At 59.9% G+C, this 26,117-nt stretch carries 26 protein-coding genes and 1 pseudogene; 10 read left to right on the top strand and 17 right to left on the bottom strand.

The genetic code is table 11. The features are described 5' to 3' along the window. Window positions 1-178: 178 nt before the first annotated feature. Complete coding sequence (locus ACR0M3_RS16895; protein ID WP_480911810.1) at window positions 179-1,705, bottom strand: sulfatase family protein; 1,527 nt, start codon at window positions 1,703-1,705, stop codon at window positions 179-181. Window positions 1,706-1,802: 97 nt separating this feature from the next. Between ACR0M3_RS16895 and ACR0M3_RS16890 the strand changes: the two genes are divergently transcribed. Beyond that, the gene (locus ACR0M3_RS16890) at window positions 1,803-2,708 is read left to right on the top strand and encodes a LysR family transcriptional regulator (RefSeq protein WP_480560542.1); all 906 of its coding nucleotides are present in this window, start codon (window positions 1,803-1,805) and stop codon (window positions 2,706-2,708) included. Between the two features lie 83 nt (window positions 2,709-2,791). Here ACR0M3_RS16890 and ACR0M3_RS16885 read toward each other — a convergent pair. The 3 genes and pseudogenes from ACR0M3_RS16885 to nth form a co-directional block, all read right to left on the bottom strand. Further along, window positions 2,792-2,890 (bottom strand): annotated as a pseudogene (locus ACR0M3_RS16885) (IS6 family transposase); the annotation flags it as partial. 265 nt (window positions 2,891-3,155) lie between these two features. Then, on the bottom strand, window positions 3,156-4,145 hold the full coding sequence (locus tag ACR0M3_RS16880) for an adenosine kinase (protein ID WP_480482801.1): 990 nt from the start codon (window positions 4,143-4,145) through the stop codon (window positions 3,156-3,158). Beyond that, window positions 4,142-4,786, bottom strand: a complete 645-nt coding sequence (gene nth, locus ACR0M3_RS16875; RefSeq protein WP_209505105.1) for an endonuclease III — start codon at window positions 4,784-4,786, stop codon at window positions 4,142-4,144. Before nth ends, ACR0M3_RS16880 begins: the two co-directional genes overlap by 4 nt. A gap of 117 nt (window positions 4,787-4,903) precedes the next feature. On the opposite strand from nth, the gene ACR0M3_RS16870 reads away from it, so the two are divergent. Together ACR0M3_RS16870 and ACR0M3_RS16865 are read left to right on the top strand one after the other, a co-directional pair. Continuing rightward, window positions 4,904-5,755 carry a bifunctional helix-turn-helix domain-containing protein/methylated-DNA--[protein]-cysteine S-methyltransferase gene (locus ACR0M3_RS16870; protein WP_267365305.1) on the top strand — a complete coding sequence of 284 codons (852 nt, stop codon included), beginning with the start codon at window positions 4,904-4,906 and terminating at the stop codon, window positions 5,753-5,755. 177 nt (window positions 5,756-5,932) lie between these two features. Beyond that, entirely contained in the window at window positions 5,933-6,367 is a 435-nt protein-coding gene (locus ACR0M3_RS16865) for a glyoxalase superfamily protein (protein WP_480900789.1), read from the top strand. A gap of 61 nt (window positions 6,368-6,428) precedes the next feature. Here the strand turns inward: ACR0M3_RS16865 and ACR0M3_RS16860 are convergent, their stop codons facing one another. After that, window positions 6,429-7,868, bottom strand: coding sequence for an aldehyde dehydrogenase family protein (locus ACR0M3_RS16860; RefSeq protein WP_480911807.1), 1,440 nt, complete (start codon window positions 7,866-7,868; stop codon window positions 6,429-6,431). Window positions 7,869-8,082: 214 nt separating this feature from the next. On the opposite strand from ACR0M3_RS16860, the gene ACR0M3_RS16855 reads away from it, so the two are divergent. Further along, a complete protein-coding gene (locus tag ACR0M3_RS16855) occupies window positions 8,083-8,733 on the top strand; it encodes a peroxiredoxin (RefSeq protein WP_209505101.1) in 651 nt (216 codons plus the stop codon). A gap of 130 nt (window positions 8,734-8,863) precedes the next feature. Here the strand turns inward: ACR0M3_RS16855 and ACR0M3_RS16850 are convergent, their stop codons facing one another. Further along, complete coding sequence (locus tag ACR0M3_RS16850) at window positions 8,864-9,553, bottom strand: outer membrane protein (protein WP_480482811.1); 690 nt, start codon at window positions 9,551-9,553, stop codon at window positions 8,864-8,866. Window positions 9,554-9,820: 267 nt separating this feature from the next. On the opposite strand from ACR0M3_RS16850, the gene ACR0M3_RS16845 reads away from it, so the two are divergent. Further along, window positions 9,821-10,456 carry a DUF1326 domain-containing protein gene (locus ACR0M3_RS16845; protein ID WP_480482813.1) on the top strand — a complete coding sequence of 212 codons (636 nt, stop codon included), beginning with the start codon at window positions 9,821-9,823 and terminating at the stop codon, window positions 10,454-10,456. A 12-nt stretch (window positions 10,457-10,468) separates the two neighbouring features. Here ACR0M3_RS16845 and ACR0M3_RS16840 read toward each other — a convergent pair whose 3' ends face one another. Next, window positions 10,469-11,473 (bottom strand): Hint domain-containing protein, encoded by a 1,005-nt coding sequence (locus ACR0M3_RS16840; protein ID WP_480482815.1) that lies wholly within the window; start codon window positions 11,471-11,473, stop codon window positions 10,469-10,471. A 176-nt stretch (window positions 11,474-11,649) separates the two neighbouring features. Then, the gene (gene pnp, locus ACR0M3_RS16835; RefSeq protein WP_209505097.1) at window positions 11,650-13,800 is read right to left on the bottom strand and encodes a polyribonucleotide nucleotidyltransferase; all 2,151 of its coding nucleotides are present in this window, start codon (window positions 13,798-13,800) and stop codon (window positions 11,650-11,652) included. A 330-nt stretch (window positions 13,801-14,130) separates the two neighbouring features. Here pnp and ACR0M3_RS16830 point away from each other — a divergent pair, with 330 nt between their 5' ends. Both ACR0M3_RS16830 and ACR0M3_RS16825 read left to right on the top strand, forming a co-directional pair. Further along, window positions 14,131-15,843, top strand: a complete 1,713-nt coding sequence (locus tag ACR0M3_RS16830) for an adenylate/guanylate cyclase domain-containing protein (protein ID WP_480911804.1) — start codon at window positions 14,131-14,133, stop codon at window positions 15,841-15,843. 163 nt (window positions 15,844-16,006) lie between these two features. Further along, window positions 16,007-16,906, top strand: a complete 900-nt coding sequence (locus tag ACR0M3_RS16825) for a hypothetical protein (RefSeq protein WP_480487794.1) — start codon at window positions 16,007-16,009, stop codon at window positions 16,904-16,906. Window positions 16,907-16,994: 88 nt separating this feature from the next. Here ACR0M3_RS16825 and rpsO read toward each other — a convergent pair whose 3' ends face one another. The 6 genes from rpsO to rbfA all read right to left on the bottom strand — a co-directional run bounded on the left by rpsO (window position 16,995) and on the right by rbfA (window position 21,159). After that, window positions 16,995-17,264, bottom strand: coding sequence for a 30S ribosomal protein S15 (rpsO, locus tag ACR0M3_RS16820; protein ID WP_170329634.1), 270 nt, complete (start codon window positions 17,262-17,264; stop codon window positions 16,995-16,997). A gap of 144 nt (window positions 17,265-17,408) precedes the next feature. Then, a complete protein-coding gene (locus tag ACR0M3_RS16815; RefSeq protein WP_480911802.1) occupies window positions 17,409-18,443 on the bottom strand; it encodes a calcium-binding protein in 1,035 nt (344 codons plus the stop codon). Window positions 18,444-18,538: 95 nt separating this feature from the next. Further along, window positions 18,539-19,042: a DUF1643 domain-containing protein gene (locus ACR0M3_RS16810; protein ID WP_480911800.1), complete on the bottom strand. Its 504-nt coding sequence runs from the start codon at window positions 19,040-19,042 to the stop codon at window positions 18,539-18,541. A gap of 21 nt (window positions 19,043-19,063) precedes the next feature. Beyond that, window positions 19,064-19,969, bottom strand: a complete 906-nt coding sequence (gene truB / locus ACR0M3_RS16805) for a tRNA pseudouridine(55) synthase TruB (RefSeq protein ID WP_480911813.1) — start codon at window positions 19,967-19,969, stop codon at window positions 19,064-19,066. A 54-nt stretch (window positions 19,970-20,023) separates the two neighbouring features. Then, window positions 20,024-20,767 carry a phosphodiester glycosidase family protein gene (locus ACR0M3_RS16800; protein ID WP_480482831.1) on the bottom strand — a complete coding sequence of 248 codons (744 nt, stop codon included), beginning with the start codon at window positions 20,765-20,767 and terminating at the stop codon, window positions 20,024-20,026. Next, window positions 20,764-21,159, bottom strand: coding sequence for a 30S ribosome-binding factor RbfA (gene rbfA / locus ACR0M3_RS16795; protein ID WP_209505090.1), 396 nt, complete (start codon window positions 21,157-21,159; stop codon window positions 20,764-20,766). Before rbfA ends, ACR0M3_RS16800 begins: the two co-directional genes overlap by 4 nt. A 92-nt stretch (window positions 21,160-21,251) precedes the next feature. Between rbfA and dapB the strand changes: the two genes are divergently transcribed. Both dapB and ACR0M3_RS16785 read left to right on the top strand, forming a co-directional pair. Continuing rightward, window positions 21,252-22,061: a 4-hydroxy-tetrahydrodipicolinate reductase gene (gene dapB, locus ACR0M3_RS16790; RefSeq protein ID WP_480482833.1), complete on the top strand. Its 810-nt coding sequence runs from the start codon at window positions 21,252-21,254 to the stop codon at window positions 22,059-22,061. A gap of 39 nt (window positions 22,062-22,100) precedes the next feature. Further along, window positions 22,101-22,784: a DUF2306 domain-containing protein gene (locus ACR0M3_RS16785; RefSeq protein WP_480482835.1), complete on the top strand. Its 684-nt coding sequence runs from the start codon at window positions 22,101-22,103 to the stop codon at window positions 22,782-22,784. Here ACR0M3_RS16785 and ACR0M3_RS16780 read toward each other — a convergent pair. The 3 genes from ACR0M3_RS16780 to tmpA are packed head-to-tail and all read right to left on the bottom strand — an operon-like array spanning window position 22,771 to window position 25,159. Next, window positions 22,771-23,439 carry an ureidoglycolate lyase gene (locus ACR0M3_RS16780; protein WP_267363508.1) on the bottom strand — a complete coding sequence of 223 codons (669 nt, stop codon included), beginning with the start codon at window positions 23,437-23,439 and terminating at the stop codon, window positions 22,771-22,773. The genes ACR0M3_RS16785 and ACR0M3_RS16780 overlap by 14 nt on opposite strands. Then, window positions 23,436-24,026 carry a (R)-1-hydroxy-2-trimethylaminoethylphosphonate oxygenase gene (gene tmpB / locus ACR0M3_RS16775; RefSeq protein WP_480560513.1) on the bottom strand — a complete coding sequence of 197 codons (591 nt, stop codon included), beginning with the start codon at window positions 24,024-24,026 and terminating at the stop codon, window positions 23,436-23,438. Before tmpB ends, ACR0M3_RS16780 begins: the two co-directional genes overlap by 4 nt. Beyond that, a complete protein-coding gene (gene tmpA, locus ACR0M3_RS16770) occupies window positions 24,023-25,159 on the bottom strand; it encodes a 2-trimethylaminoethylphosphonate dioxygenase (RefSeq protein ID WP_480774268.1) in 1,137 nt (378 codons plus the stop codon). The genes tmpB and tmpA overlap by 4 nt, the downstream gene beginning before the upstream one ends. A gap of 99 nt (window positions 25,160-25,258) precedes the next feature. Here tmpA and ACR0M3_RS16765 point away from each other — a divergent pair, with 99 nt between their 5' ends. After that, window positions 25,259-26,113 carry a LysR family transcriptional regulator gene (locus ACR0M3_RS16765; RefSeq protein ID WP_480911797.1) on the top strand — a complete coding sequence of 285 codons (855 nt, stop codon included), beginning with the start codon at window positions 25,259-25,261 and terminating at the stop codon, window positions 26,111-26,113. Window positions 26,114-26,117: the final 4 nt, after the last annotated feature.

The raw sequence follows: 26,117 nt of genomic DNA, 5'->3' as shown, positions 1-26,117 counted from the left end.
GAAATTCGTCCGTCCGTTTCAGTCCCATAGTTCGTCTCCTTTGCTGCAATAAATGCTATCAAAGGAGCGGCAGCAAACCGCGACACGTCCATTTTGCCAAGCGCTGCCTGTTTTGCCAGATATTTGATATGTTCGTTCATGGTGACTTCCCCGTTGTCGTTTGAGAGCTCAGATTTGATTAGTAGGTTGCAAGTGACACTCCGCCTGCATCCGCAGCTGGCGGAAAGTGTCGTGACAATTTTTCAATGATCTCGTCACGCGTGCTGCGGTATTCTTCTTTGAAGAAGAGATTGACGTGTTCACCCGGATCGTTGCGAAGATCGAACATCTCTCCCCAGTCTGCGTTTTGAGGATAGATTGTGACACGCCATTCGTCTGTCATTACCGTCTGGTTGTAAGTGTCCATGCGCGTACGTGGGTGATATTCGGCAAAAAACGCCCGACGCCCCGGGCCATCTGCCTGCGTCATCAGGTGAGCGAAAGAGACCCCTTCGGTCGGCTGATACTCCAGCTCCAAAAAATCCTGCAGGGTCGCGCGCAGATCCAGATGACTTGTTGTCCCGTGACGTTCGCCAGGCTCGATCCCCGGACCTGCAGCGATCAGCGGTACGTGCAAAAGCGATCTGTAGGGGCTGGGGCCTTTTCGGATAAGCCCGTGATCACCCAACAACTCGCCATGATCCGAGGTGAAAATGACAACGGTGTCTTCAAGGAGACCCTGATGCTCCGCCTGTGCCATGATCCGGCCGACGCAAGCGTCAATCATCGAAATCATTCCATTGGTATATGCGATCGCACGGCGAATTGAATCGTCCGAGAAGTTCGATGTTGTCTGTAAAAAACCCTGTTCTCGCGGTGGCCCCGGATCGCGCAGGAAGTCCACATAGCTTTTACCTTTTTCCTCTTCATCGCCTTCGCGCAGGAAAGACGGCATCGCTGACAGCTCATCAGGCACATATGAGGGCATTGGCATGTCCGCCGGATCGTACATGTCGCACCATGGCGCAGGGGGGGAAAAAGGATGGTGCGGATCGGGAAAGGAAACAAACAGAAAGAACGGGTCTGACCCGTCATTTTCAGTCAGGAACTCGCAGGCCCGATCTGTAATCCAAGAGTTGTAATGCAAGTCGAAAGGGATGGCCGATTTCCAAACTTCGTCAATATCCCCACATTGCGGTTCAAGCGCGTTTTCCGGGAGATAGAGCTCGGCCGCTCCCGGCGCGACGGATTCCAGCCAACGGGCATAATGCCCACCTTTTGTGGCACTAACGGATTCTCCAATCAGAATGTCGACCGCGTCAAACCCGTAAAAGGGGCCGCACCATCCCTCACTTTCCGGTAAGTCCCAAAAGGCGTTTGAATCCGGCATAAGATGCTCTGGCCCGGCCAGAATAGGTTGGAAGTGGAATTTCCCAACCCCATGGGTCTTGTACCCCATGGCCTGAAAGTCATGGGTGATCAGTTTCAGATCCTCAGGCAGGGCAACCCCGTTGCGCGTCAGGCCGTGCGACCTTGCATACTGACCGCTGAACAAAGTGGACCGGCTTGGAGAGCAGATCTGGTGCGGTGTGAAATGCTTGGTAAAGACGGCGCCCCGCTGGGCCAGTGCGTCTATATTCGGTGTCCTGACATGCTTGTTTCCGGTGCAGCCCAGACTGTTCGCGCGTTGCTGGTCCGTCATAATCAAAATGACATTTTTCTTCATTCTTGGCGCTGCCCTCCGAAACAACGGGACAGTACCACAGCGCTTACATTTGAAATAATACTATCTGTTTCGACTGATATTTGTTAATCGAATACCAATGTTCACCCATAACCAACTCAACGTCTTCTCTGCGATCATGCAAACCGGGTCGGTTTCCGCTGCTGGTCGCAGGTTGAATCTGTCACAACCCAGCGTCAGCCGGCTTTTGTCGGATCTGGAGCGGGAGTTTGGCGTTCCTTTGTTTCGTCGCCGGAGTAAGGGTGTGACACCGCTCCCCGAAGCGGAAGAATTCTATCAAGAGGTTAAACGCAATTTTTCGGCCCTTGCGAACTTGAACGAGATCGCCTCTCAGATCGCTCGGAAGGATCGCGGGTCCTTGTCAATTGCCACAATAACCGCCGCCTCATTAGACCTCGTGCCTCAGGCCCTGAGACGGCTGAACATAGCGGAAAAGAACATTCGGATCGATTGGCGGGTACGATCTTCAAACTGGATACTGGACTATGCCCGTTTCGGCGCGATGAGAACAGGCTTCGCTTATGTTTCGCGCTCTCTGAAGCAAATGAACGTCCTGTTTGAGGGAAGCTTACCACATATTTGTTTTGTTCCCGAAGGTCACCCTTTAGCCGCAGGTCAGGGGGCGCTGACACTGGAACAGATGGCGCCCTATCAGATCATCGGGCTGCGCAACGAAGTTGAGAGTGCTTTGTCGCTAAGTGACTTGCTAGAGGGTGAGCGCCCACCGGTGACTGTCGAAACATCTTTAGCTGCACTTTCTCTTAGCAAATCCTGCGGTGGGTTGCCTCTCGTGGATGCATTTACGGCTTTTCATTGGTTGCAAGGGAACAAAGGACGGCCGCGGATCGTAGAGGACCTTCCTCTCTATCGGTTTGCGGTCGTTGAACCAATTGGCATCAACGCTTCACAGATAGACAGGGATTTTCAGGATTGCCTGATCCAAGAGATCGAACGCGTTGTTTTGTGGACCAAACAACTCGGCTAAAAAAACAAAGCGTTCATTGACGTTCAGACTTCTACGGATACACCGGCATTGCGGGACTGTTGCATGCGTTGATGGGTCCCGCTTTTGCCACCGACCAGGATATGCCTCTCGTCCACGCGCCAATCGACACTGGCACGCCGCACGTGTTTCTGGGTCCGCGTTGTGTGCTCCGGCGCAAACTTGGGGCAACGAAGACCAAAATCCAAGGCACTTGCGCGTAGACAGAGGTTAAAGCAAGCAAACACCCTTAAGGGTAAGAATGATTGGACGCTCAAAAAGGCAGCACGCTTCAATGAGTGGGCCAACCGTAGTCCGAATGACTTCAAGCCAGTTGCACCTCTTCACAAAACCACCGCGCGGACCGGATCACAACGCAATACCCAGCCCGCAACATGCGGATTGGCCGTTCAGCCTTCGATAAAGGAGGGGTTTTTCAACAAAATGGGCTCAAAGCAGCCCTTCTTCCCGCAACAATTCCAGCATATCCGCCTCGGGTCTTGGGCCGATATGGCTGATGACCTCGCGGGCGCAGACGTTGCCGATCCTGGCGCAGGTCTCGTAATCGCGCCCTGTGGCCATTCCATACAGGAACCCCGCGGCGAACTGGTCACCGGCACCGGTTGCGTCTACCGGCACGATCCTCTTGACCGGCACGTCGATGCGCGCGCCTCCGTTCAGGACGGTCACGCCATCACCCGAGCGCGTGCAAACCACCAGCGGGCAAATCTCGGCGGTCTTGATCAGCGCCTCTTCCAGATCGTCGGTTTCAAACAGCGATTTGATTTCGGCCTCGTTGCCGATGACGAAATCCAGCTCATTCTCGATCAGCAGCAGGAAATCGACCCGGTGCCGTTCCACGCAGAACGGGTCGGAAATGGCGATCCCGGTCTTGCCGCCGCCCTTGTGGCAGGCGCGCGCGGCCTCAAGAAACGCGGCCTTTCCCTTTTCCTTGTCGAACAGATAGCCCTCAAGGAACATGATCTGGCTGCTTCCGGCGACCTCATCGGGCACGTCATGCGACGACAGTTCCGAGGAGATGCCCAGATAGGTGTTCATCGACCGCTCGCCATCGGGCGAGACAAAGATCATCGAGCGCGAGGTCGGCAATTCCCCGCCCGGAACCGGCGGGTTGACGAAATCGACGCCATCTTCGTTCATCGCATCCGCATAGAACCGGCCCAGCGCATCGTCATGCACCCGCCCGATAAAGGCAGCATCCAGCCCCAGCGCACCTGCGCCCGCAATCGTGTTGGCAACAGACCCGCCCGGTGTCTGTACCCGACCCTCCATCGAGGCATACAGCAGCTCGCCACGCTCCTGCTCGATCAGCTGCATGATGCCTTTTTCAATGCCCATCAGTTCCAGGAAACTGTCATCGGCCTGCGAGATCACGTCCACAACGGCATTTCCGATACCGGTCAGCTGGTAGGTTTTCATAATGTCTTGTCCTCGAATTGACAGAGATCACGGATGATGCAGGTCGGGCATTGCGGCTTGCGCGCCTTGCAATGGTACCGGCCATGCAGGATCAGCCAGTGATGCGCATGGAGTTGAAAATCGGCGGGGATATTGTCTTCGATGGCGCGCTCGACCGCGTCTACGTCCTTGCCGGGGCAGATGCCGGTGCGATTGCCGACGCGAAAGATATGCGTGTCCACAGCCTGCGCCGGCTGCCGCCACCACATGTTCAGCACTACGTTGGCGGTCTTGCGTCCGACACCCGGCAGCGATTGCAGCGCTGCGCGGGAATTTGGGACTTCACCGCCATAGTCTTCGACCAAAATACGGCTCAGCTTGATGACGTTCTTGGCCTTCTGGCGGAACAGGCCGATGGTCTTGATATGCTCGATCAGGCCCTCTTCGCCCAGATCCAGCATCTTTTGCGGCGTATCGGCGATCTTGAACAACTCGCGGGTGGCCTTGTTGACCCCCGCATCGGTTGCCTGCGCCGACAGCGCCACGGCCACGACCAGCGTGTAGACATTCACATGCTCAAGCTCACCCTTGGGTTCGGGGTCGGCCTCCTGAAAGCGCGTAAAGATCTCGCGGATCGTATGATAGTCGAGTTGCTTTGCCATCCGGGCCTTAATGCCGCCCGAGGGGCCGCGACACAAGCCCAAAGCCAATGCGCAAGTTCCGGGTCGCGGCAGCGTGTCGCGCGCGCTATGGTTTGTGCCAGGCAATGAGGTGCAACCATGAACGTCCAGACCCCCGAAAGCGGATACCACTACAACGTCATGCGCCGGGCAATCGAGCTGATCGATCAGGGCGGCGAGGGCCTGAGCCTTGATGAGTTGGCCCGCCAGATGGACATGAGCCCGGCCCATTTCCAGCGCCTGTTTTCGCGCTGGACCGGAGTGTCGCCAAAACGGTACCAGCAATACCTGACGCTGGGCCATGCCAAGGCGCTGCTGCGCGAACGGTTCACTACGCTTGAAACCGCCCATAACGTGGGCCTGTCCGGCAGTGGCCGCCTGCATGATCTGTTCCTGAAATGGGAATCCATGAGCCCCGGCGAATATGCCCGCAGGGGCGCGGGTCTGACGATCTACTGGGGCTGGTTCGAATGCCCCTTTGGCCCCGCGCTGGTCATGGGCACCGACAAGGGCATCTGCGGCATCGCCTTCGGGGCCGAAACCGGAGAGAAGGCGGCGATGGAGGATATGGTTTCGCGCTGGCCCAACGCGGATTATGTCGAAGATCCGATGCGCCTGCGCCCCTGGGTTCTCAGCGCATTCGGCACGGCCAGCGACCGGTCAGAGCCGACACCGCTCTACCTGATCGGCTCGCCCTTGCAGATCAAAGTGTGGGAAGCACTGATGCACATACCGTCGGGGCAGGTGACGACCTATTCCGAGATCGCGCAGCGCGTGGGTTCGCCGCAGGCCGTGCGCGCCGTGGGCACGGCCGTTGGCCGAAACCCGGTCAGCTGGCTGATCCCGTGTCACCGCGCCCTGCGCAAATCCGGGGGGTTGGGCGGCTATCATTGGGGTCTGCCGGTCAAACGGGCCATGCTGGCCTATGAGGCGGCACAGGCCGACGCCTGATTGACAGAAGGCCGGACCGCTGCCAAAAAGCACCGCAGGTTCGGGTCCCCTGCCGTTCGCGGCCATTGGCTTTGGTGAAACCCGGTTGAACAAACATCTGTTGCCCTTTCCCGGCGCGCGGATGGTAATGCGAACCCCGTCCTAAACTCGCGCCCGTTCAAGGAAACGAGGCAAAACATGACACTGTCACAAGACATCGCTCCGCTGGAGGAGCTGAAAGAGCAGGCCAAACGCCTGCGACGGAAACTGCGCGACACCGGCGTTCAGCTGTCGCACGGTCAGGCCCTGGAACTGGTGGCGCATCAACATGGGGTGCGCGACTGGAACACATTGCACGCGATGGCGGGCAACCGGATGCGTTTGTGTGTGGGGGACCGGGTCGAAGGTCGCTACCTGGGCCAGCCGTTCACAGCGGAAATTCGTGGTCTGACCATGTTGGGGGACGGTGCGCACCGCCGGGTGACCCTGCAGTTCGACACGCCCGTCGATGTGGTCCGGTTCGACAGTTTCTCGGCCTATCGCCAGCGCGTGACCGGAGAGATTGGTTGGGACGGTCGTTCCCGTCGCCATACGTCCGACGGGGAACCCCAGCTAGTGGTGCGGCCTGTCTGACATAACACGGGCGAGGCAACCGCGTTGCCTCGCCCTCTCATCTCGCATTGCGCTGGGTGTATTATTCAGCCGCCCAGCCGCCGACGGATTTGACTTCCAGAAAGTCCTCCAGCCCCCAAACGCCACCTTCGCGCCCGTTGCCGGATTGCTTCATCCCACCAAACGGAGAGCCCGCGCTGCGCGACTGGCCGTTCATCTCGACCATGCCCGACCGCAGAACCCGCGCCATGCGGTTGGCGCGCGCCTTGTCCTGCGTCTGCACATAATTGGTCAGGCCATAAGGTGTGTCATTGGCGATCTCGACAGCCTCTTCCTCGGTGTCGAAGGGGATCATGGTCAGAACCGGGCCAAAGATTTCCTCGCGCGCGATGGTCATCTGGTTGTTGGCATCGGCAAAGACCGTCGGGCGGACATAATAGCCCTTGTTCAGCCCCTCGGGGCGTCCGGTGCCGCCCGCGACCAGCCGCGCCCCTTCGTCGATACCTTTCTGGATCAGGTCCTGAATCTTGGTCCACTGAACCTCATTCACGACGGGTCCGATATGGCGGCCCTCTTCTGCGGCGCTGCCCACTGTGACCTTGCTGGCGACCTCGGCGGCGATCTCAACGGCCTGATCATAGATCGGGCGCTGCACCAGCATCCGGCTCGGCGCGTTACAGCTCTGGCCGGTGTTGTTCATCATATGCAGCACGCCGCGTTTGACAGCCTTTTCATCGGCATCGGCAAAGACCACATTGGCGCCTTTGCCGCCCAGTTCCAGATGCACTTTCTTGAGCGTTTCCGCCGCGTTCTTCGAAATCGCCGTACCCGCACGGGTCGAGCCGGTAAAGCTGACCATATCCACGTCGGGATGACCCGACAGCTGCGAGCCAACGCCCGCGCCATCGCCGTTCACCAGATTGAAGACACCGGGCGGGAACCCTGCCTCGTCCATCATCTCGGCAAAGATCACCGCGTTCAGCGGGCTTTGCTCGGAGGGTTTCAGAACCATCGTGCAGCCCGCAATCGCCGCTGCACCGACCTTGAGCGTGACCTGGTTCATCGGCCAGTTCCAGGGCGTGATCAATGCGGCCACGCCAACCGCCTCATAGATGATCCGGTCATTCGGGGCGTCATCCCCCAGAGGGCGTTCAAACTGAAACGCCTTGGCCGCGCGGATGAAGTTCTGCAAATGCCATGTGCCTGCACCAACCTGCTGGCTGCGCGACATGTCAATCGGCGCGCCCATTTCCAGCGACATGGCCTGCGCCAGATCTTCCGTGCGGGTCTGGTAGATGTCGATCAGCTTCTCGACCAGCGCGATGCGGGTCTCCACCGGCGTTGCCATCCAGCCCGGCAGGGCGGCCTTGGCGGCGGCAACTGCCGCATCCGTGTCGGCCTGCCCACCCAGTGAGATCACCGCGCACGGCTCCTCGGTCGAGGGGTTGATGACCTCGAAATCATTGGGTTGCGACGGCGCGATCCATTGACCATTGATATAGAAGTTCCGCTTTTCGATCATCCTGAGCCCTCCTGTCGGTCCAGCTAGAATCCGGCTGTTCGCCGACACTCTGTCACCCAAGCGAACAGGGGGCAATAGATAATTTGATCAAATTATTTTTCCAGTGAAACCGGTGAATTTCCAGGCCGCGACCACGATGCAAGTTTTAACCCATGGGCAAAGTGATTAGGTTGCGGGCAATCGACTCAGGTTAATACTGGAAAGGAGATACCCCATGGGTTTGCGCATCAACGATACGGTCCCGAACTTCACCGCAGAAACAGATCAGGGCACCATTCAGTTTCACGACTGGATTGGCGACAGCTGGGCCATTCTGTTCTCGCACCCCAAGGATTTCACGCCTGTCTGCACCACCGAATTCTCGGCCGTCGCGCAGCTGAACGACGAATGGGCCGCGCGCAACACCAAGGTGATCGGCGTGTCGGTTGACGGTGTCGAAGACCACAAGAAGTGGAAGAAGGATATCGAGGAATACGGCAAGGCCAATCCCGGGTTCCCGATCATCGCTGATGAGGGGCTGGCGGTGTCGAAAGCCTTCGACATGCTGCCCGCCGAAGCCTACCTGCCTGATGGTCGCACCCCGGCGGACAGCGCCACCGTGCGGTCGGTCTTTATCATCGGCCCTGACAAGCAGCTGAAACTGTCGATGACCTATCCGATGACCGTGGGCCGCAACTTTGCGGAAATCCTGCGCGCGCTGGACGGGTTGCAGATGTCGTCGAAGGGTGTCGCAACGCCTGCCAACTGGGTGCCGGGTGAAGACGTGATCATCCCGCCCTCAGTGTCGAACGAAGACGCCAAGGCCAAATTCGGCGCGTTCGAGACGATCTTTCCCTATCTGCGCAAGACCAAAGCGCCGTCTTAAGGCGGGTGCCGGGTCAGGGGGGCTGTCTGCCCCCCATCGTGCCTGCCGGCACGATTTCCCCCCGAGGATATTTGGGGCCAGATGAAGCAGGCGGGGGCAGGGTAACCGAAGGGAGACCTGCCCCTGGACCTCAGAACTTGTACCGAAGCCCGAAATTGACACTGAACGTATCCAGATCGTCTTCGACGGTGCCGGTCAACGCGCCGTTCGGGGCCAGTCGCCGCGACGAGACGTCAAAGGCGCGGGCATAGCGGGCGTCGACGGTAAAGGCGGTTGACGGGTTGATCTCGTAAGCCACACCGGCGATCAGCTGCGCGGCAAAGGTGGTGTCGCTGTCATCCAGCGCCACACCGGGCCCATAGGCAAAATCCAGATCCGAATAGGTGGCCCCCAGACCAAACCCGGCATAGGGCGTCAGCGCACCCGCCTGTTTGAAATCGAACAGCACATTGGCAAACAATGAGGTCTGCGTGACATCGCCCGAGATATTGCCCTCGGCCCCCGGCCCGTTGCCCGAGAAGTTCACACCATCCACGTCGCTGTCGCGGTAAGACAGCTCCAGCTCAATCCGCGTGCCGAACCTGTCATTTGACCATTGCGGGATTTCCTTGCCGATGGCCACGCCCAGGCCGAATCCCGCGTCGAACTCCGTGTCGACGGATTGGGGCGTGCCGCCGATCGTGCCTGCGAAATCGCTGTCCTGCAGCTGGCTGTACCCGACAAAACCCTGAACATAGGTGCCGTCGCCCAGGCTCTGCGCGGCAAGCGCCGTCGCGCTGGCGGCGAGGGCCGTTGAGGTAAGTAAAATGTGCTTGAACATGATTGTCTCCGTTGCTCCAAAACTCTGCTTGGCCTCGATGTGGGCGGGTTTGACGGAAAGGAAAGGCGCGGGGTTATCACTTCGTTTCACAGGTTTTTGGACGCGCGTGAGTGAATAGATCCGGGGCTGGGGCAGCGCTGTTCATCGGCTTCTTCGGGCCCCTCAGGTTCTGGTTCGCGCCGAATTGTGATAGGGTGCTTAGGGGCAAAACTCAGGCATGCGACCAATCACCTCGGGCTTTCGGACTGTTCAAAGCAGGAGAAGACCATGGCTTTTACAGATTGGTATGTTGAAGGAGAGAGTTTCGGGAACTGCAACTGCGGCTATGCCTGCCCCTGCCAGTTCGAAGAGTTGCCGACCCATGGCGATTGCCGGGGGTTCGAAGTGCTGGAGGTGACCAAAGGGCATTTCGGTGACACCGACCTCAGCGGGACCAAAGCCGCGCTGATCTATGCCTGGCCGGGGCCGATCTTTGAGGGCGGCGGCGAGATGCAGGTGATCGTTGATCCCGCAGCAACCCCGGCACAGCGCGACGCGCTGGAAAAGGTCTTTCACGGTGAAGAAACCGAAGAGATGGCGACGCATTGGTATGTGTTCAGGGCAATGTGCGAGACGGTTCATGACACGCTTTACCTGCCGATCGAATTCGAGATGGACCTCGAAGAACGCACGGCCAGCGTTACCGTTGGTGATGTTCTGAAATCCACCGGACAGCCGATTCAGGCCCCGCATGGCGGCGGCGCGCATCGGGTGCGCATCGATATCCCCGGCGGGATCGAGTTTTCCATTGCCGAGATTGGCAGCGCCTCGACCCGCTCTGATGCCGCGATAAAGCTGGACCTGAAGGACAGCTATGGCCAGTGGCATCTTCTGAAACATGGGCCCGGCGGGGTTGCTCACTGATCGGCACCCCTGTCAGGCGGCGTGCGCAGATGTGTTCGGGACCGATGACCAGCAGGGCAGCGTCAGATCCGCCTTCAGCACCCGAACCTCAAAGGGTTTCAGCACCGGCAACGCGGTTGACCCATAGCCACCGGCACCGCAGGCCAGATCCGGGAACAGGGTGAACAGCTCGCGCCTTGTGGCGGGAGCCATCGCGCCCAGTGTCGTGTCGCCGGGATAGAAGGATTCGGACCAGACCCCTTCGACATTCACCAACTCATGCCGGTCAAAAAGGATATGGACATACTCGACCCCTTGCGCGGGCAGCTCCTGAACGATTGTCCGCCCGTTGATCAGCCCCTTGGCCGGGGCCAGCATCGCGGTCTCGCAATGCATCAGCTCCATCATCGCCGAGGTGACGGCGATCCGGTGTTGTGGCGAGACGACCAGATCACGGTTGGGGCTGTTTGGCCCGAAACATCCCGCCATGATCCGAACCGGACAGAGATGAGGGTCCTGTTGCAACTCCTGCGCTGACAAGCGACGCCTGCCGACCCAGCGCACCGGGCGGATATGGCCCTTGGCAGTGACAACCGGGTCGCCGGGGTTCAGGGTTTCGACCCGGCGCAGCCCGGCGGGTGTCCGGATCAGGGACCCGGCGGTAAAGCACACGAAAGACGGCAGGGTCTGATAAGTAGTTGGCGCTGCCGTCCCGCCAAAGCTGGTCCCCGTGATCGTATCGTTCAGCTGCGCCTGACCCGAGGTGACGATGATGTAGCGCGGGTTCGAGAACTGAACCAGAATGAAGGTGACAGGCGCCCCGTTCACCGTCCCCGAATAGCTTTCGAAAGTGCTGAAATTCTGGCTTGTCCCGGAAAAACCGGGCAGGGCCGACAGATCAAGCTGCGCGCTGTCAGGGTCGGGATCCTGCAACAGGGCGTCATTGTCGGTGATATCAACGGAATAAGCGGCAGTAATATCGACGCTTTTATTGCTGTAGGGGTCTGCGCTGATTTCGAAAACGGTTATCGAGGCCACGGTCGAAAAGCATCCCTGAATGCAACATGATCATCCTTATGGTTGAGTAAATACACGCATGAAGTGTTAATAATTGATTTACCAAGCCACGGGAGGCCCGACACTCCTGACCGCGCGGACAAAAAAAGCCCCGGTCGAAACCGGGGCCTTTCGCATTCAATCAGAGGGTGGGCAGATTACTCTGCGCTTTCCTCTTTCTTTTCTTTCTTCTCGGGAACGATCTCTTCGCCGGTTTCCTGGTCGACCACTTTCATCGAAAGGCGAACCTTGCCGCGATCGTCAAAGCCCAGCAGCTTGACCTTCACTTCCTGACCTTCCTTCAGAACATCCGACGGATGGTTCAGGCGGCGGTTTTCGATCTGGGACACGTGGACCAGACCGTCGCGCTTGCCAAAGAAGTTCACGAAGGCACCGAAATCGACGATCTTGACCACCTTGCCGGTATAGACCTGACCTTCTTCCGGCTCGGCCACGATCGACCAGATCATGTCATAGGCCTTCTTGATCGATTCCCCATCGGGCGATGCGATCTTGATGACGCCATCGTCGTTGATGTCGACCTTGGCACCCGAAACCTCGACGATCTCGCGGATGACCTTGCCGCCCGAACCGATCACTTCACGGATCTTGTCGGTCGGGATGTTCATGGTCTCGATGCGCGGCGCGTGGACCGAGAACTCGTTGGTCTCGGACAGGGCTTTGCCCATCTCGCCCAGGATGTGCATCCGGCCGTCCTTGGCCTGTGCCAGGGCGGTTTCCATGATCTGAGGCGTGATGCCCGCGACCTTGATGTCCATCTGAAGCGAGGTGATGCCGTTTGCAGTACCCGCAACCTTGAAGTCCATGTCGCCCAGGTGGTCTTCGTCACCCAGAATGTCGGTCAGAACTGCGTAAGACCCGTCATCTTCCAGGATCAGACCCATGGCCACACCTGCAACCGGGGCTTTCAGCGGAACACCCGCATCCATCATCGACAGCGAACCGCCGCAGACAGACGCCATCGAGCTGGAGCCGTTGGATTCAGTGATCTCGGACACCACGCGGATGGTATAGGGGAAGTCGGTCGGCGCAGGCAGAACCGCCTGAAGCGCGCGCCATGCCAGCTTACCGTGACCGATTTCGCGACGGCCGGGCGAACCCACTCGGCCCACTTCACCCACCGAGTACGGAGGGAAGTTGTAATGCAGCAGGAAGTTCGATTTGAAGTTGCCGTGCAGCGCATCGATGAACTGCTCATCGTCGCCGGTGCCCAGCGTGGTCACGGCCAGCGCCTGAGTTTCACCGCGGGTGAACAGGGCAGAGCCGTGTGTGCGCGGCAGCAGCGAGGTTTCGGCTTCGATGGCACGCACATCGGTGGTCGAACGACCGTCGATGCGCTTGCCGCCCTTGACGACGTCACCGCGCAGAATACCGGCTTCCAGCTTTTTCATCGCCGAGCCAAGATTGGCGTCTTCCAGCTGTTCCTCGGTCAGCGCTTCCTTGATCGCTTCACGGGCAGCGGCAACAGCGGCGGTGCGCTCCTGCTTGTCGGTGATCGCGAACGCGGCGCGCATCTGCTCTTCACCGGCAGCCGAAACAGCGGCGTAAAGCTCCGAGTAATCGGGTGCGACGAATTCAAACGGCTCTTTCGCGGCGTCTTCGGCCAGCGAAATGATCAGGTCGATGACCGGCTGGATCTGTGCATGCGCAAAGGTCACGGCACCCAGCATTTCGGCCTCGGACAGCTCATAGGCTTCCGATTCCACCATCATCACGGCGTCTTTGGTGCCGGCAACAACCAGATCCAGACGCTGTTCAGGGTTCAGGCGCAGGTCCTGCATGTCATCCACGGTCGGGTTCAGGACGTATTCGCCATCCACGAAACCAACGCGGGCACCGGCGATCGGGCCCATGAACGGCGCGCCGGAAATGGTCAGTGCAGCCGACGCGGCGATCATCGCGACGATGTCGGGATCATTGACCAGATCGTGGCTCAGCACGGTGCACATCACCAGAACTTCGTTTTTGAAACCGTCAACGAACAGCGGGCGGATCGGACGGTCGATCAGACGCGCGGTCAGCGTTTCTTTCTCGGTCGGGCGCGCTTCGCGCTTGAAGAAGCCACCCGGAACCTTACCGGCGGCGTAATATTTCTCTTGGTAATGTACGGTCAGCGGGAAAAAGTCCTGACCAGGTTTTTGGCTCTTGGCAAAGGTCACGTTGGCCATGACGCTGGTTTCGCCCAGCGTGGCAATCACGGTGCCGTCGGCCTGACGGGCAACCTTGCCGGTTTCCAGTGTCAGCGTTTCCTCGCCCCACTGCATCGATTTCTTCGTTACATCAAACATATGCGTATCCTAGAACGGAGCACTCCCGCCCCTGCGGGTCTCCGGTTTTGCATGGCGGCCCCATTGCCGCCGACCCCATTTATCTTCCGTTCGAGTGCCGGGGTCAGGGCACAACGTCTCAGATACCGCGCGCATACATGAGAATGCGTTGGAAGGAAAGCGAAACCGAAAAAGCTGGCCGGATCATGCTGAGGCAGGTCCTGACCTCTCGCAGCGCGTCGCAAGGCACAGGGGCCGCATGATGGCGCGCTGCGTGCCATTGCCCCCGTCCGGGAAATGGCCTGACAGAACCGGATCACTGCGCTAACCTCACTTTCATCGGGGGTGCGAATGAAAAGACGGCTTACGACAGTGCTGGCGGCTGACGTTGTCGGGTACTCAGCGCTTATGGATCAGGACCGGCAGGGTACACTTGCAGCGCTGAAATCGTTCCGAGACGACACGCTCACTGCCCTGCTGGAATCCCACAACGGCACATTGATCAAAAGCATGGGGGATGGCTGGATCGCTGAATTCCAGTCAACGTCCGACGCGTCGGATTTTGCGATTGCCCTGCAATCCTGCGACAAGCCCGAAGGGCTGCGGCTGCGCATCGGTATTCACACGGGCGAGGTCATTGCGGAAGGCGAAGACATCTTCGGTGATGGCATCAATGTCGCTGCCCGGCTCGAAGCTCTGGCCAAACCCGACCAGATCCTGATCTCGGACACGGCGCATCACAGCCTTGACCGGGGTGATGCGGGCCTGTTCGGCGGCGGCGGGCAGGCCGAGCTGAAGAACATCACGCGCCGCGTTGGTGTCTGGTGCTGGCCAAAGGGCTCAACCGCCAATCTTGCAACACCCGCCGACACCCGCCCGGGGATCGCCGTCCTGCCCTTCGACAACATGTCCGGCGACCCCGAGCAAGAGTTCTTTGCCGACGGCATAACCGAAGACATCATCACGGAATTGTCGCGCTTTCGCTGGCTTAAGGTCGTGGCCCGCAACTCGTCCTTCATCTTCAAGGGAAAAACGACAGATATCCGCCAGGTCGGCCTGGCGCTCGGGGTTCGGTATGTGCTGGAAGGGTCCGTCCGCCGCGCGGGACAGCGTGTCCGGATCACCGGTCAGTTGATCGATGCGGAAAATGGCAGCCACCTGTGGGCCGATCGCTTTGACGGGGTGCTGGACGATATCTTCGAACTTCAGGACAAGGTCACGCAAGAGGTCGTCACGGCGATCGAACCTTCGCTGCGCCACGCCGAAACGAACCGGTCCCGCGCCAAGCCGACCGAAAACCTCGAAGCCTATGAACTCTATCTTCAGGCGCAGTCGCATTTTCATCTGCTGACAGATGACGCCAATCGCGAAGCCATCCGGCTGACGACGCTGGCGCTGGACCGCGACCCGGATTACGCCGCTGCCGCAGGGCTGCTGGCCTGGCTGCACATTCAGCGCCTTGTTCAGGGGCTCGACCCCATCGGCGAAGGGCCCAGGGCCGCCATCAGCGCGGCAGAACGCGTTCTCATGAGCGACCGCGCCGACGGCATTGCCATGGCTTATGCAGCGCATTCAATCTCGATGCTGGCCCGCGACTTGCCGCGCGCGCGGGCGGCGTTCAAACAGGCTCTGGCCGAAAACCCCAATGCTGCAAGCGTCCACATGCTCGCCTCCATCAACCTGTGCATGTTGAACCGGTCGGACGAGGCATTGGAACACGCAACACATGCCATTGAACTCAGCCCGAAAGACCCGATGCGCCATGCGGCACATATCGCCCGGGCAAGTGCGCTTTTTCAGCTGCGCCGGTATGACGAGGCCGCCGCCGCCGCGCGTGACGCTCTGGCCGTTCGGTCCGGATTTGTCATGAGCCACCTGATGCTTATTGCCGCCTTGGGCCAGATGTCCGATGCCGCAGCGGCGCAGGCGGCGATAAGCGACCTGCAAGCGCTGCGCCCCGATATCACCGCTTCCTCGGATCAGACCAGCCTGCCGGTCTTTACCGTTCCGGCCTGTGCGGAAAGCTGGCGCGAAGGGTGGAAAAAGGCCGGTCTTCCCGAATAACGGCTGATCTACAGATACGCGTTCAGCTGCTGTCACGAAACTCCGCGCGCGCGCCGGCTGGCGGCCTCCGGATGTTCAAGTGTGATGTTCACCACAGAGAGAATTCAAAACTCGTCTATTGTGCAGGCTTATTGTGTCAAAGTTAATGAAAGTAGGTTTACCCATGAAGCTCCATTCCGCCTCTGGCATTTCATTTAACCCTGATGTGTTCGACGAGTCATTCATCGAAATGCTCGACAAGCTCCCCGAGGACGCGGTCGAGGACATCGACCTTGATGCAGGCCCGAAGATGCCGCTGATGACAACCCCCGCCGCCGAACCAAGTGCGGCGGACGTGGCCGCGATCATGGAAAGCGCATGGCAAGAGCTTTATGCCTCAGACGAAGGGGCCGATATCCGGGCGCTACCGGCCGACCAGCAGGCGCAGATCAAGGCACGGTTCCTGTCCCCCGACCCGATACCCGAGGCCGAAGCCGCCACGGTTCCCGTCGATGCCGCGCCATTTTCGGTGCAGGAAACCGCGGACAGCCTGATCCTGATGCAGGGGGACACGCCGCTTTTGGGGGCACCGCTGGGCACCAGCAGGAAAAAGCGCAAGAAGGCCGCGCTGAACACCTTTATCGGGGCCGCCGCCAAGGCCTTTGCCGATATCATCACGATGGCCATGGCGGCACTGGGGGTTTATCAGGCGCTCGGAACCAAGACGGTCACGCGGGCCGGGGCCGGGATTGCCGTCAAATGCAGCGGACCGATCAGCCGCCACGCCGGTGCAATCGCCAAGGCCGGAACGGCGGGCAGCGATCTGGCCATGATGAAGGCCATGCTGGGCGTCGCCAAGGCGTCTGTCGGGTTCACCAAACTTGCGGGCATCGTTCTGACCGACATGAGCGGCCTGGAAAAAGCCGCCGCGATTGCCACCTGCGTCGGCGGCATGACTCTGGCCGTCGCCTCGGCAAGCGGGTCGTTCTGGGTGTCGATGCTGGCGATGGTAACCGCAGTTGCGATGTTCGTGATCGACACCGCCTTGGCGGTCGATACCTACAAAAAGTGGCAGGCGATCTGACCCGAAATCAAAAACGCCCGCCAATTGGGCGGGCGTACAAATCTTACAATCCGGGGTTCAGAACCGGTACAAAACGTAACAAATACGTTTAGCGGCGGATGCCCAGCTTTTTGATCAGGTCCTGGTAACGCGCCTCTTCCTTGCCCTTCAGGTAGTCCAGCAGCTTACGGCGCTGAGCAACCATTTTCAGCAGACCACGACGACCGTGGTTGTCTTTCTTGTGGGTCTTGAAGTGCTCGGTCAGGGTGTTGATGCGCGAGGTCAGGATAGCAACCTGGACTTCTGGCGAACCGGTGTCGCCTTCTTTGGTTGCGAATTCTTGCATGACACGTGCTTTTTCAGCGGCAGTGATCGACATCGGGGTCTCCTTTGAAAGGTTAGAGTTGATGGCGCAGGCCGGGATGTCGTCCAGCACAGGCCCATGGAGAAAACCGCACCGATTCCGATGCGGATGGGCGCGTATAAGCGCATTTGACCCAAATGGCAAAGGGTTTCTGCGGGCTCAGACCATCTGCCCGTATTGTGCCAACTGCGCTTCGGTGATCAGCTGAATGTCAGCCGCTGTCATTCCTTCGGCACCATATACCTGCGCAACTTCCTGGCCATCTATGAAAACCCTTGTCAGGTTGGCGTTTTCGGCGTCGGCCTCAACCTCGATTGCCGGGTCGGTCTCATCCTCCCACGTCACCAGCAGCTTGTCTTCGCCGGGTTGAAATCCCATTACGGTCACCTGATCATCACCTGGGTTCAGCACGATGTCATCAGCCCCGTCTCCGCCCGTTACCACGTCTTTGCCGCCTGCCAGAATGGTATCGTCACCCGCTCCGCCGTTCAGGAAATCCCTTTCGGCGGCCCCCTCTTCGATCCCGAAAACAAAGTCGTCTCCATCCCCGCCAAAGACAGTATCCTCACCTTCGCCCCCGTTCAGAACATCATCCCCGAACCCGCCCTGCAACGCATCATCCCCTGCGCCACCGTCCAGCTGGTCGTCGCCCTGACCGCCAAACAACTCGTCCTCACCCGCACCGCCATCCAGAGTGTCGTCCCCAAAGTGACCGTAAAGGGCGTCATCCCCGTCCTCACCGAATAAGAGGTCGTCATCCGCCTCACCGTGCAGGACGTCATTTCCCTGCCCGCCCGATATCTCATCCGCGCCGTCGCCCCCGTGCAGAACGTCGTTGCCCTTGGCACCGTTTATCGTGTCGTCCCCGCCATAGCCGTTGATCTGATCGACACCGTCCTGCCCGGTAATCACGTCCGAACCATCGCCGCCAGCAATCACGAGATCGCCTTCAAATTCCGAGATCACAGTTCCGGTGAAGGGCGCCTCGCTACTGTCCGGTGAGGGTTCGGTGTTAGCGTTTTCCGGGTCTTCGACACCCTCGCCGATGACAAGAAATTCACCGGTACCAACCTCGGCCGAAGGTTCACCTTCCGGGTTTTCATCCGGCGTGTCGTCCTCTTCGATCAGAAAATCGCTCATCGCGTAAGCAGCGCCACCGATGGCGGCCAGTCCAAGCAATCCGGCCAGAAACATGGAACCCCTCCGAAAGCATGATGTTCCGAGGGTGGAATATCCCATGTCGGCCGTCACCGGGTCAAAGGTAAACCTTTGAAATGGTTAATCCTTTGTCACCAGAGTTCTGGCTGCTGAGTATAGGCGATATAAAGCGGATGTTTGGGGTGGCCGTCCTTGGTCAGGCCCAGATGGAACAGCGATTGGCCGGTGCCGCGCAACAGGGTTTCCACCGCAGGGCCACGCTCCAGATGCGCGCCATGCGTGCCCCAGGCCGCGATGACCTGATCGGCCCATTGCACGCCGTCCAGAATGGCCGCGTCATTCTCGGGCCCGACCGGATCGGCGGCAGCCCGCATCTTGCGCGGGTCGGTGTCGCGCCACGCAAAGATGTTCGTGACCTGAAACGCCCCGAACCCCAACGCGCGTGCGCGCCGTTCACAGCGTTCAACCGTCGGATCGTTCTGCACCTCGGTCGCGGTTGACGGGTTCAGCATCACAAATAATGCCTTGCGCCCTTCAGGGTCCCAGATGCGGGTCAGGCTATAGCGGTATTTCTCGCAATTGGAGTATATGGCGGTCGAGGGCGCGTCGCCCTTGGTATGGGAACGGGTGATCATGCCCTTCGCCTAACACGGCTCTCAGTCGACGAACACCCGGCTGGGGTGCAATTCACCGGATTTATAGATGCCAACGGCCACGGCCTTGCCGTCGAATGATGCCCAGGCCTCGTCGCCGTATTCAATGTCTGAGGCCAGCACCATGCCCGGATTGCCATTGCGCAGACGGGTTGCCCCCTCGGCGGTGCATTTCAGCTCGGGCAGGTCGGACAGGCCGGTTTCCAGCGGGTGCAGATATTCGTCCAACGCGGTTGTTTTCGCCATTTCGTCGATCTGTTCGATGCTCAACCCGTCTTCGGCCTCGAACGGGCCGGACCAGATGCGGCGCAGTTCCTTGACGTGGGCGTGACAGCCCAGCGCCTCGCCCAGATCGCGGGCAATCGAACGGACATAGCCGCCTTTGCCGCAGGTCATCTCCAGCACCACATGGTCTTCGTCGGGGCGGTCGACAAGGATCAGTTCCTCGACCCAGAGGGGGCGGGCGGTCAGTTCCACATCTTCCCCATCGCGGGCCAGTTTATAGGCGCGTTGGCCGTCGATCTTAACCGCCGAGAATTTGGGCGGCACCTGCATGATGTCACCCAGAAACGGGGTCAGCGCCTGTTTGATGTCATCATCCGAGGGGCGCGCATCGCTTTGCGCGATCACTTCGCCCTCGGCATCGTCCGTGTTGGTGGCCTGCCCCAGACGCACGGTAAAAGTATAGGCTTTCAACGCATCGGTGATATAGGGAACGGTCTTGGTCGCCTCGCCCAAGGCAATTGCCAGAACGCCGGTCGCCTCAGGGTCCAGCGTGCCCGCATGGCCCGCCTTTTTGGCATCCATCGCCCAACGCACCTTGTTGACCACGGCGGTCGAGGTCATGCCCGCGGGCTTGTCCACCACCAGCCAGCCGGAAATGTCGCGACCCTTGCGTTTGCGTCCCATCATGCACCTTGAATCTTGCTAAGGCGCGCGAGTTAACGGATCACTCTGCCGCTGTCAATTTGCGGGCGTTTCTTCGACGACGCCGACAATCGGCCCCAGCGAGAATCCCAGATCCGAGCGGTTGCTGGCCCGCTCATACATTCGCGAGATGTTGCCGTCGAAAAACAGCGCGTTTGGCGTGCCAAGCACATCGCGGAACAAACGTCCGAACTCGTGGAAGGTGACATAATCTTCCGAGATCGCAAACACCGCCCGTGTACCATCGGAACTGGTGCCGACCCCATTTCGAACATAAAGCGAGGTCGAATCAGGCAGGAAGCGCGGGTGCAGTTCTCCGTCGATCACCAGCATGGGACCGGATTGGGTGGCAAAGCGGCAGGTGGGCGCCTGATCCACGTATTCAAGCGTTTCAAACACATCTGCCCGGCCTTCGCGGATGCAGAACACGCCATTGGGCAGCAAACCGAAGTTGCCGGGGCCGGGGTTGGTGATCACACGCATCTGCTCCTGGCCGTCCTCGACATAATGGCCAACGGGTGAACGGTCGTCGTGGTACATGCCCGCGTTCATCGCAAAGGTCAGCCGTTCGCCTTCCGGGGCCAGCACTTCGTTGACCGCCGAAAAATGCCCCAATACCTGACCGTCTTCACCGTTCAGAAACAGCCGCAGATCTTCATTGGCGGCATCGACGTTGCAAACCGTATAACGTTTGTCCTCATGGGTCAGCTTTTCACAAGTGACCGCGCCTGCCTGCGCGGCCCAAAGAAGCGTCGCCAATGTGACAAACGTGCGGATCACTCGTCCAGATCGCGGCGCACCGCGTCCTGTTCGAACATGCGGCGGGTGTCGTCCAGACGGTCGAACGTGTCATCCAGCCGAAAGCGCAGATCGGGCGCGAATTTCAGGCCGACTTTCTTGCCGACCATGCGCCGCAGCTCACCCTTGTTGCGGGCCAGAAGTTCGATCACGTCCTCCTGCCCTCTGCCGCCAAGGGGCAGCACATAGGCGGTGGCGATCTTCAGATCGGGCGAGGTACGCACCTCACCCACGGTGATCGACATGCGATTCAGGTCGGGGTCGTGGACATCTCCGCGCGCCAGAACTTCGGACAGGGTGCGGCGGATCAGTTCGCCGACACGCAGCTGCCGTTGGGACGGGCCGGGGCCATCATGGAATTTGTTCTTTGCCATAATCCCCGATCTAAGCGCAAAGCGGGGCTTTGCCAAGCGGGCGCGAACCGGGTAGGAGGCTTTGAGCCGACTTAACGAAAAGGACCAGCGCAATGACCCATATTCCGGGGATCGTCATCACAGGGGCTTCGGGCCGTATGGGGCAGATGCTGATCAAGACCGTGTCGGACAGCGATCAGGCGCGTCTGGTCGGCGTGGTCGAACGCAAGGGCCATGACTGGATCGGTCAGGATGTGGGCACGGTCATGGGCGGGCAGGCGCTGGGCGTTACCGTCACCGACGACCCGCTGGAGGCCTTTGCGCAGGCGCAGGCAGTGATCGACTTCACCGCGCCCGAGGCGACACTGGACTTCGCCGCGCTGGCCGCGCAGGCGCGCTGTGTGCATGTGATCGGCACCACCGGCATGTCCGACGAACAGATCGCAGCACTGGAACCCGCGTCGCGCCATGCGGTGATCGTACGAGCCGGAAACATGAGCCTTGGCGTCAACCTTCTGGTGCAATTGACCAAAAAGGTCGCAGCTGCGCTGGATGAGGATTTCGATATCGAGATCATCGAAGGTCACCACCATCACAAGGTAGATGCACCTTCGGGCACCGCCTTGATGCTGGGAGAGGCCGCAGCCGAAGGGCGTGGCGTTGAGTTGTCGGACGTGTCCGACCGGGGTCGGGACGGCATCACCGGTGCGCGCAAGCGTGGAGATATCGGTTTTCACGCTATTCGCGGCGGCGACATCGTGGGGGAACATGATGTCCTGTTCGCCGCCCCTGGAGAACGCATCGTCCTGCGCCATCTGGCCACCGACCGCGCCATCTTTGCCCGCGGCGCGTTGAAAGCGGCGCTGTGGGGGCAGGGCAAATCCCCCGGTCAATATGACATGGTGGATGTGCTTGGGCTGTAAGCCATAGACGGGCCGCTCGACGGCGTTACACTCGGGCGTATGGGGAACCTGACATCACGTGTGATGACCGGATTGGTGCTGGTCCTGTTCTATCTGACCCTGCTGCCCTTCGTCGCGCAGGGGTTTGACATGATCGGCGTCGGGCTGTCTGAGAGCGCGGCACAGAAAAGCTACTTGTTTGCCTATGACCAGAGTGTCGCTAATGCGGCGATGATGTTGCATATCCTTGCCGGAACGGTGTTGGTGGCTCTTGTGCCGCTGCAGCTGCTGAAAGGGCTTCGGCTGAAATACAATCGGTTTCACCGCGGCTTGGGTGTGGCTCTGATTGCGTCGGCTTTGATCACCGGACTGGCAGGAATGACCTATATCCCCCTGCGGGGAACGATCGGTGGACCGATGATGTCTGCAGCGTTTTTCTTGTATGGGCTCTGCCTGTTCACTGCAGCTCTGATGGTGGCGCGCATGGCTATATTCGCGGATCGTGCTGGCCATTGGGCATGGGGTCTGCGTCTGTTCTGGCTGGCGCTGGGGTCGTGGCTCTACCGTGTGCATTATACGGTTTGGTATCTGTTGACCGGCGGGTTGGGGTCAGAGCCTGATTTCTCGGGCCCTTTCGATCAGGTTCAGAACTTCGCGTTCTTCGTACCATACCTGCTGGCTACGCAGATTTGGATCGCGCGTTGCCGATCTGCTCATCGGGGGGCTCTGATCACAAATCCCTGATCTTGTCGGCGCGCAGCGGGCAGGCGAGGTAGACGCCAAATTCCTGACCGATATCAGCGCTGACGCGGGCGTGCACCGCACCCTGCCGATCGAGGAACCGCTGGTTGTCTTCAACCGGGAATATCCCCTCGTGCCAGATACCGGGATGGATATACAGCCCGCGCGAACCGTCGCACCAGAACGCCACCACCTTTTCTGGTGTCAGGTTGTCGCCGGGCAACGCGGCAGGAATGATGAAGGGCTTGTTGTCGAGCGGCCAGAACATCTGCCCGCCATCCGGGTGGTAGTTCATGTGCCACAGCAGCACCTGATCGCGGGGCGCTGTTTGGCGGCTTGTCTGTGCCTGCTGCGGATCGGTGGACCAGCCGAGGACATAGTGGCCATTGACCGCTTCGTTCTCGCCATAAAGCACGTCGCCCTTCCACTCACCGCGAAAGGTGCCTTCGACCCAGCCGCCTTCGTCGCCGGTGCCTTCATCGATCGGCCGCCACCCCTGTTGTGGCCAGCGGGTGATCTCGATCTCGAACCCTTCGGGATCATCGACCAGACACCCATAGCCTTTGACCGAGGCGTCCGTCGCGCGGATCAGGGGAACCTCGTGCCAGGGCAGCGAGGGTTTGGTGCTGGCTTCAAAGATGTATTCCGGGGCGTTCATGCGGCCTCCATGTGCTTGTCGACCATACGCTGCACCATCGGCGCAAAATGTGCAAAGTCCGGGGTTTCCATATCCGCGCGTTTGCCGGCCTCATCCAGATAGCGGACCTGAATGATCTCTTTCAGGTTCGGGTTGGCTTCGAACGCGGCAACTTCTTCGGCGCTCATCGGACCACCTTGCAGTTCCAACGTGTGAACCGACGCCGCGGACAGGCGATTGAAATACTCGGGTTTGGTGGCACAAAGATACCGCTTGGCTGCCACGTGATAGCGGCAGCAATCGGTGATGACCGAGGGGAAGAACTGCTCCAGCACCTCGGCGCCCGCGTCCTCATGATGACGGTCTTCGGTGTCGTCGGGGTGGTAGGTGCCGAACTCGGATGTGAAATGGCCGATGTCGTGCAGCAAGGCGCCCACGATAATTTCCTCGGGCAACCCGTTCTGCTCGGCAATGGTTGCACCTTGCAGCATGTGCTGGGCCATGGTGACAGGCTCGCCCAGATATTCTTCACCGCCGCGGCGCGCAAAGATGTCGCCGATGAAGGCGACGATATTGTCCCGGTTCAGGGTCGAGAAATCAGGTTTCATTCCGCCGCCTCCGGTTGCGCCATCTCCATCGCCGCCAGTGTGGACAGCAACCCGTCCTTGTCGGCGTAACATCCCTGCAACCAGCGCGATCCGGCCCCGGAATAGCCAAGCCGCGCGTGCAGGACGCGGGTGTTGTCGACGATAAAGCTTTCCCCCGGTTCCAGTTTGAACGACACGCCCATCGCCGGATCGTCGATGATATCTCCCAGTTGGCGATAGGCGGCGTAATAAGCCTCCATCTTGTCAAACGGCACATCCACAAAGGGGGCGGAAGAGCGGTTGTTGAAGCGGATGCCGATCAACTCGCCATCCGGCGACAACTCGATCATCGGGCGGCGCGACCGCAGGCAGACCCCGTCCGAGCCCTTGTACTCGAACCGCGCCGGATATCCAGCCAGCAGGGCAAAGCCTTCGGGGTTTGCGTCACGCAGTTTTTCGATGGCGCGGAAGCCGTCAACAACGATGGACTCTCCACCTTCAGCCGAGTTTTCCAGACAATAGAGGATTTGCAAGGTCGGCACCGGGTCGCGATAGGGGTTGTCGGTATGCGCCTGAAGGCCAAGCCCGGTATAGGCAAGGTTGGTCGGGTTCACCTCGGTCCGCACCTCGAAATAGGGGCCATAATTGGTTTCGCGGACATAGCCGAACAGGTCAGCGACCTTCAGCAATGATTCAGGCTCGGTCGGGCCGCCGGTCAGCTTGGCAAAGCCGAACTCGGCCACAGCGGCCAGCCAATTGCGCTTGGCCGCCGGGCTGGCATGGACCTCGTTCCAATCGCCGCTGGGCGCGGCGATGCCACTTTCCCAGGTCGTGATGCCGGGGGCGATGCGACCCAGCGCAATGTCATGATCGCGGTCGTAGCTGTTTTCGGCCAACCAGTCCGCCGGGAAGGTGACGGTTTTGCCCTCAGGCTGGAACGTGACTTGCAGGTCGCCCGCGACCACCTCGGCTGAACTGACCGAGATGTCGGCAGGAATATCGCCGATGGTGATCAGGCGCTGACCGTTGCCCGGCGCTCGGGTATCAGCGTCCAGCGCGTTGTCGCGCAGCCAGATGGCGTGGAAACGGGCCTTGGCCCCGGTGTCAAACGCGACTGTAACAATCGAGGTGTCGTGGGTGGCGGTGCGCAGCATTGGGGGTCTCCTGTTCGGCGCGAGCTTTGGTTGAGCAGATACGCCGTTCGTGGCATTACGACAATTAATCCTTATTTCGGCTGAGGCTTGGAAAAACTAATGGCTAAGAATAAGACCGGATTACCGCCGCTGGATTGGTTGCGCGTGTTCGAAGCCGCTGGGCGGCTTGGCGGGTTCTCGGCGGCTGCGAAAGAGTTCGGGTTGACGCAGGCCGCCGTCAGCCAAAGGATCGGCAATCTTGAGGCGTGGCTGGGCCGGTCCCTGTTTGTGCGCGAGGCGCGCGGCGTGTCGCTGACGGTCGAAGGTGAAAGCTATCTGCCGTTGGTGCAGGACAGCCTGCTGGCGTTGGAACGCAACACTGAGGATCTGTTTGGAAAATCGCCACGCGAACTCAGGGTCGCCGGGTTGTCATCAAACATCCACGCCCTTGTTGTACCAGCCCTGCCTGTGTTCCGAAATCTGCGCCCCGAGGTGCGGGTGATGACCGACTCGGTTGCGCGCCGGTCGTCGCTGGATGAGGAACGCACCTGGCTGCAAATCCGCTATGGTCGCGGCGTGTGGGCCGGGCGCGACGCGGCATTGATCGCGCATGAGGTGCTGGTGCCGATGGCCGCGCCGGGCGTTGAATGGGGTGCCCCCCTGATCGATCTGCGCGGCGAGCGTCCGGGCTGGCGCGAGTGGGTCCGGAAATGCGGGCATGGCGACGTCGCGCTATCACATGTCAGTTTCGATTCGATGGAACATGCCGTTTCGGCGGCAAGGCGCGGGATGGGGGTTGTGCTGGGCTCGGTTCCGCTGGCGTCCGGTGATCTAAGGGATGGCCGGTTGCGCAGGTTAGAGCTGCCAGAGCTGCAGACCAAGGACGGGTATTGGCTGACATGGCCCGAAGATCGGGTGCAGTCCAGAAAACAGCGCGCCCTGATCGATGATTTTCTGAAGGCCCTGCGCGGCTGAGGGC

It is taken from the genome of Ruegeria sp. O5, from assembly GCF_056535105.1.
The sequence above is the reverse complement of the archived record's forward strand: the minus strand, read 5'-3'. Positions and strand labels throughout refer to the sequence as shown.

Excerpts from the sequence above, each read along its gene's own strand:
- ACR0M3_RS16895 (WP_480911810.1), bottom strand. The coding sequence starts at position 1,705 with ATGAAGAAAAATGTCATTTTGATTATGACGGACCAGCAACGCGCGAAC.
- ACR0M3_RS16890 (WP_480560542.1), top strand. The coding sequence starts at position 1,803 with ATGTTCACCCATAACCAACTCAACGTCTTCTCTGCGATCATGCAAACC.
- ACR0M3_RS16880 (WP_480482801.1), bottom strand. The coding sequence starts at position 4,145 with ATGAAAACCTACCAGCTGACCGGTATCGGAAATGCCGTTGTGGACGTG.
- nth (WP_209505105.1), bottom strand. The coding sequence starts at position 4,786 with ATGGCAAAGCAACTCGACTATCATACGATCCGCGAGATCTTTACGCGC.
- ACR0M3_RS16870 (WP_267365305.1), top strand. The coding sequence starts at position 4,904 with ATGAACGTCCAGACCCCCGAAAGCGGATACCACTACAACGTCATGCGC.
- ACR0M3_RS16865 (WP_480900789.1), top strand. The coding sequence starts at position 5,933 with ATGACACTGTCACAAGACATCGCTCCGCTGGAGGAGCTGAAAGAGCAG.
- ACR0M3_RS16860 (WP_480911807.1), bottom strand. The coding sequence starts at position 7,868 with ATGATCGAAAAGCGGAACTTCTATATCAATGGTCAATGGATCGCGCCG.
- ACR0M3_RS16855 (WP_209505101.1), top strand. The coding sequence starts at position 8,083 with ATGGGTTTGCGCATCAACGATACGGTCCCGAACTTCACCGCAGAAACA.
- ACR0M3_RS16850 (WP_480482811.1), bottom strand. The coding sequence starts at position 9,553 with ATGTTCAAGCACATTTTACTTACCTCAACGGCCCTCGCCGCCAGCGCG.
- ACR0M3_RS16845 (WP_480482813.1), top strand. The coding sequence starts at position 9,821 with ATGGCTTTTACAGATTGGTATGTTGAAGGAGAGAGTTTCGGGAACTGC.
- pnp (WP_209505097.1), bottom strand. The coding sequence starts at position 13,800 with ATGTTTGATGTAACGAAGAAATCGATGCAGTGGGGCGAGGAAACGCTG.
- ACR0M3_RS16830 (WP_480911804.1), top strand. The coding sequence starts at position 14,131 with ATGAAAAGACGGCTTACGACAGTGCTGGCGGCTGACGTTGTCGGGTAC.
- ACR0M3_RS16825 (WP_480487794.1), top strand. The coding sequence starts at position 16,007 with ATGAAGCTCCATTCCGCCTCTGGCATTTCATTTAACCCTGATGTGTTC.
- rpsO (WP_170329634.1), bottom strand. The coding sequence starts at position 17,264 with ATGTCGATCACTGCCGCTGAAAAAGCACGTGTCATGCAAGAATTCGCA.
- ACR0M3_RS16815 (WP_480911802.1), bottom strand. The coding sequence starts at position 18,443 with ATGTTTCTGGCCGGATTGCTTGGACTGGCCGCCATCGGTGGCGCTGCT.
- ACR0M3_RS16810 (WP_480911800.1), bottom strand. The coding sequence starts at position 19,042 with ATGATCACCCGTTCCCATACCAAGGGCGACGCGCCCTCGACCGCCATA.
- truB (WP_480911813.1), bottom strand. The coding sequence starts at position 19,969 with ATGGGACGCAAACGCAAGGGTCGCGACATTTCCGGCTGGCTGGTGGTG.
- rbfA (WP_209505090.1), bottom strand. The coding sequence starts at position 21,159 with ATGGCAAAGAACAAATTCCATGATGGCCCCGGCCCGTCCCAACGGCAG.
- dapB (WP_480482833.1), top strand. The coding sequence starts at position 21,252 with ATGACCCATATTCCGGGGATCGTCATCACAGGGGCTTCGGGCCGTATG.
- ACR0M3_RS16785 (WP_480482835.1), top strand. The coding sequence starts at position 22,101 with ATGGGGAACCTGACATCACGTGTGATGACCGGATTGGTGCTGGTCCTG.
- ACR0M3_RS16780 (WP_267363508.1), bottom strand. The coding sequence starts at position 23,439 with ATGAACGCCCCGGAATACATCTTTGAAGCCAGCACCAAACCCTCGCTG.
- tmpB (WP_480560513.1), bottom strand. The coding sequence starts at position 24,026 with ATGAAACCTGATTTCTCGACCCTGAACCGGGACAATATCGTCGCCTTC.
- tmpA (WP_480774268.1), bottom strand. The coding sequence starts at position 25,159 with ATGCTGCGCACCGCCACCCACGACACCTCGATTGTTACAGTCGCGTTT.
- ACR0M3_RS16765 (WP_480911797.1), top strand. The coding sequence starts at position 25,259 with ATGGCTAAGAATAAGACCGGATTACCGCCGCTGGATTGGTTGCGCGTG.